Source organism: Dolichospermum planctonicum (assembly GCF_005402965.1).
Taxonomy (GTDB): Bacteria; Cyanobacteriota; Cyanobacteriia; order Cyanobacteriales; family Nostocaceae; genus Dolichospermum; species Dolichospermum planctonicum.
Window position 1 is genome coordinate 1 of record NZ_BJCF01000095.1, and the last position, 3,649, is coordinate 3,649.

General features: G+C 40.6%; 4 protein-coding genes. 3 read left to right on the top strand and 1 reads right to left on the bottom strand.

The window, feature by feature from the left end; genetic code table 11:
• A partial coding sequence (locus tag FFO06_RS20525) for a transposase (protein ID WP_236097202.1) occupies positions 1–332 on the top strand: 332 nt, incomplete at its 5' end.
• Between the two features lie 201 nt (positions 333–533).
• Here FFO06_RS20525 and FFO06_RS20530 read toward each other — a convergent pair.
• Positions 534–968, bottom strand: a complete 435-nt coding sequence (locus FFO06_RS20530; protein WP_137909680.1) for a peroxiredoxin — start codon at positions 966–968, stop codon at positions 534–536.
• A 162-nt stretch (positions 969–1,130) separates the two neighbouring features.
• Here FFO06_RS20530 and FFO06_RS20535 point away from each other — a divergent pair, with 162 nt between their 5' ends.
• Together FFO06_RS20535 and cobQ are read left to right on the top strand one after the other, a co-directional pair.
• Positions 1,131–1,535 (top strand): Npun_F0494 family protein, encoded by a 405-nt coding sequence (locus FFO06_RS20535; protein ID WP_137909681.1) that lies wholly within the window; start codon positions 1,131–1,133, stop codon positions 1,533–1,535.
• 128 nt (positions 1,536–1,663) lie between these two features.
• Positions 1,664–3,136 carry a cobyric acid synthase CobQ gene (gene cobQ, locus FFO06_RS20540; protein WP_137909682.1) on the top strand — a complete coding sequence of 491 codons (1,473 nt, stop codon included), beginning with the start codon at positions 1,664–1,666 and terminating at the stop codon, positions 3,134–3,136.
• The last annotated feature ends 513 nt before the right edge of the window (positions 3,137–3,649 follow it).

The following is a 3,649-nucleotide window of genomic DNA, read 5'->3' on the forward strand; positions in this document are numbered from 1 at the left end:
GCACGGTTGTTAGTGTAAATTGTGCGTATACGTCACAACTTGACTCCAGATTTGCTACCTTAACGGGTAGTAGAAATGGTGACAAGTTTACCGGACACGATGGGGTCGTAATGCACTCAGATACTAATGCTGCTGACAATATTCTAGCAAGAATGAGTGATGTTGAAATCACTCGATACATGAAACATTCCGATGTGAAGAAGATCTTGTTAGAAAGAAGTCAGAAGTTTCGGGATTCCTTGATGGAGACCGAAGCGATAACGGGCAAGGATAAGCCCCAGACTCTAGAACCTGAAGTCAGGTCAATCAGAGAGCGAACTATCAGCAATTGACACTGTTTGACCAAGGTTTAACTACGTTAGTTGTGTATCCCCTTAAAAACCCTACCATCATCAGACAAATAAAACCTGAAGCCGGAAAAAATCCTCATCAACCTCCTAACTCTGTGTCCTCTGTGCCTCTGTGGTTAGATCATAAATTACCTTTTACCCAAGAGACACAGAACCCAGAGGAAAAAAACTCAATGCTGATAATTACCCAAGTTTTGCTAAGACATCACTAGCGTGGGTAGAAGTGTTAACAGCAGCATCAACATCAATAATTTTGCCATTACCATCAATGATGTAAGTAACACGCTTGGCATAACCACCACCATCAACATCATAAGCTGTAATGATGCTTTTATCGGTATCAGCCAATAAAGGGAAATTTAGACTATACTTCTGGGTGAAAGCTTGATGACCAGCTTCATCATCAGCACTCACACCTAACACCACGATACCTTTGCTTATATATTCTGATTGAGCATCGCGGAAACTGCAAGCTTGTTTAGTGCAGCCTGGTGTGTCATCTTTGGGATAAAAGTAGAGAACCACTGTTTTACCAGCAAAATCAGACAATGAAACTGTGTTACCGTTAGTATCTTTAGTGGTAAATGCAGGTGCGTCTGTACCAACTGCTAGAGGCATAATTCACCTTATCCTGTTTAAGAAATATTCATGCAATCAAGATTTTACAATAATTTACAATATTTAAATAACCTATTTAAATAACCTGATTATCCAATATGTTCCTCCAGAAGTATTTATTTTCAAAGCCTTGACAAAAAGCCCAATTTAGAGTAATAAAAAATGTCTGCTGTGGATTCTCCAAACCTCAAACCCCTAGTTTATACTAAGGAAGCACTAAAAAGAGCCGAGCGATCGCTAATTTGTTCGCCCTTCAACCTGAATTTATTTGTCGCCATGACTAGTCAAAGCATCCAATTGGGTGCTATAGCAATGGATAAAGGAGTTAAGCAAAATTACACCAACCGCCCATTATCAGAATTAAGCTGTGAAAACGCCTTAGCCTGGTTAATTGATGTAGGCGTATTGCGACGAGAAGTTGATGGACAGGGAATTACAGACAGTTTTCGCCTAACGCCCCTTGGTCATCAATTAATCGGCAAGTTAAAAAATCACAATCTTCCTCATGCTACACTGAGCGATCGCTTGAATGATTTTATCACCCGTTGGTTACGCTTACCCTTTTAACTAACTTAACTGTGGTTAAAACTCTTGTATGGTAGGCATCCTGGCTACCATACTTATACAAGTTCAAAAAATAACAGTTTATTCACTGATACACTACTGAATCTAAACATACTAAATACTAGTTAAAAATGAAATCAATTATGGTAGTGGGAACAACATCCCACGCGGGAAAATCACTGATAACCACAGCTATTTGTCGGATTCTTTCCCGGCGCGGGTTGCGAGTAGCCCCTTTTAAAGGTCAAAATATGGCTTTAAATGCCTATGTTACCGCCAATGGAGGAGAAATTGGTTATGCCCAAGCGGTACAAGCCTGGGCTGCGGGAGTAGCACCCCTAGTAGAAATGAATCCAATTTTGCTCAAACCTCAAGGGAATATGACATCCCAAATCATTCTCAAAGGTAAATCCATAGGTACAGTCAGCGCCACAGACTACTATGAACAATATTTTGAACTCGGTTGGCAGACTGTTCAAGAATGTCTACAATACCTATCAACAGAGTTTGACTGCTTAGTTTGTGAGGGTGCGGGTAGTCCTGCAGAAATTAATCTCAAACATCGGGATTTAACTAATATGCGGGTTGCTAAACACTTAAATGCACCTACATTATTAGTAGTAGATATTGATAGAGGTGGAGCTTTTGCTCATGTGGTAGGAACATTAGAACTATTAGATCCAGACGAACGCGCCCTAATTAAAGGTGTAGTTATTAACAAATTTCGGGGACAAAGATCAATTCTCGAACCCGGAATTAAATGGTTAGAAGCACGGACAGGTATACCTGTTGTCGGTGTAGTTCCCTATTTAGAACAGGTTTTTCCCGCAGAAGACTCCCTAGATTTATTGGAACGCAAACCCGCAAAAGCTACAACTGAACTGAACATTGCAGTGGTTCGTTTACCCAGAATTGCCAATTTTACCGATTTTGACCCCCTAGAATCAGAACCATCAGTAACAGTAAAATACTTACATCCAAAGCAAGATTTAGGATATCCAGACGCAGTAATTATACCGGGGACAAAAACCACCATTGCTGATTTAATGGTCCTACAAAAAAGCGGTATGGCGCAAGCAATTCAAAATTACGCAGCTTCTGGTGGCACGGTTTTAGGCATTTGTGGCGGTTTCCAAATGCTAGGACAGACTATAGTAGACCCAGAAGGAATAGAAGGACCAGATGGTAAATATCCAGGGGTAAATTTATTACCAATTAAAACAGTAATTACAGGTCAAAAAATTACCCGTCAGCGTCAAGTTACCTCCAATTATCCCCAAGCGGGTTTACCTGTCATAGGCTTTGAAATTCACCAAGGACGTACACGCATAGAAAACCCCGGAGATCAAAAATCCTGTCAACCTCTATTTGATGATGTTAATTTAGGGTTAGTAGATAGTTGTCAATCAGTTTGGGGAACGTATCTGCATGGAATTTTTGATAATGGACCTTGGCGACGCGCTTGGTTAAATCGTCTTCGTCAACAACGGGGTTTAAAATCTTTACCCACAGGTGTAGCTAACTACAAAGAACAGCGAGAACAGCTTTTGGACTCTTTAGCGAATCACATCGAAGAACATTTAGATTTAACACCGTTTATATAAATCAAATAATCAGGGAACAGGTGATAGGTGATAGGTGATAGGGAACAGGTGACAGGTGATAGGGAACAGGTGACAGGTGCTACGCCACGGGGACAGGTGACGGGGAACAAAACGCAAAAAACCGCGAAAAATTTGCTTTTCAGGTGTTGACAGAGGATTTTAAATATGTTATCGTGGTCTTGATAAGGAAGAACTATCCTAAATTATTTATAGTAGGGTGTGTTAGCAACAGCGTAACGCACCATTGGTAAAAACTTTAGGTGTAACATAGCGATAGCGAAGCGCTGCTGCAAGCAGTTCGCTACATCATAACTATATAATATAGTAACGCACCATATTAAATCAGGGAACAGGGAACTCTTAACTGGGAACAGGTGATAGGTGACAGCTTTTTGAGTAGGGTGTGTTAGCTGTATTCGTAACGCACCATTGGTAAAAACTTTGTGTGTAACATAGCGATAGCGAAGCGCTGCTGCAAGCAGTTCGCTACATCATAGCTATATAATATAGTAA

What these genes read in the sequence shown, in the direction of transcription:
- FFO06_RS20530 (WP_137909680.1), bottom strand. Translation starts at nt 968, where the DNA reads ATGCCTCTAGCAGTTGGTACAGACGCACCTGCATTTACCACTAAAGAT.
- cobQ (WP_137909682.1), top strand. Translation starts at nt 1,664, where the DNA reads ATGAAATCAATTATGGTAGTGGGAACAACATCCCACGCGGGAAAATCA.
- FFO06_RS20535 (WP_137909681.1), top strand. Translation starts at nt 1,131, where the DNA reads ATGTCTGCTGTGGATTCTCCAAACCTCAAACCCCTAGTTTATACTAAG.